The sequence below is a fragment of the Candidatus Chloroploca asiatica genome, assembly GCF_002532075.1.
Taxonomy (GTDB): Bacteria; Chloroflexota; Chloroflexia; order Chloroflexales; family Chloroflexaceae; genus Chloroploca; species Chloroploca asiatica.
The window spans coordinates 1-666 of sequence record NZ_LYXE01000100.1; the positions used below are offsets into that span (position 1 = coordinate 1).

Genomic DNA, 666 nt, shown 5'->3' on the forward strand with positions numbered 1-666 from the left:
GGCCTCTACGTGCGAAACACGGGTGCTGCCACAGTAAGGTGGGCAAACATCCGCTTTGCCGGCAACAACAATTGGGGCATGGCGGCAATCGGTTCGAATGGCACTGTGACAGTGCAGAACAGCACGTTGGAACTGGGCAACATCTCTGGTATTCGCGCTAATGCCGGCAGCCTGTCCATCACTGATAGTACGATCCAGGACATGAACGGGGTTGGAGTGCTGGCGTCTAGCGTCGCGCCGAACATTAGCCGGAGTGTGATCACGCGTAGTGGTGGAGGGGGGCTTTCAGTTCAAGCTGCTGGGTTGACCTTGATCGACAGCACCATTGCACACAACGGGATGAACAACACCAGCAACGGGCTGTGGCTCGTGAACCCGGGTACGTTGACGCTCACTGGCAATACCATCAGCGGCTATGTGCAGGCAAGTGCTATTCGTTTGCATTTCAACACCGCAGCGATCCCCAGTTGGACGATTGCGAACAACATCCTCACTGGCAACCTGTACAACGGGATGGAGTTGAGCGGCACGGTGACAACCAGCACACTGCCGGCGCTGGCCAACTTTCCCTACGTGGTGAGCTACCTAAACGTGCCTGAGAACCAGACGCTCACCATCGCAACAGGGGTGATACTGAAGTTTCTGCCGATCTCGGGTGTGCTGGAC

Annotated in this window: 1 protein-coding gene; it reads left to right on the plus strand. The window is 56.8% G+C overall.

Annotated elements, in window-relative coordinates:
* Positions 1 to 666: right-handed parallel beta-helix repeat-containing protein (locus A9Q02_RS13005; protein WP_141508887.1), on the plus strand; the 666-nt coding region annotated here is incomplete at both ends.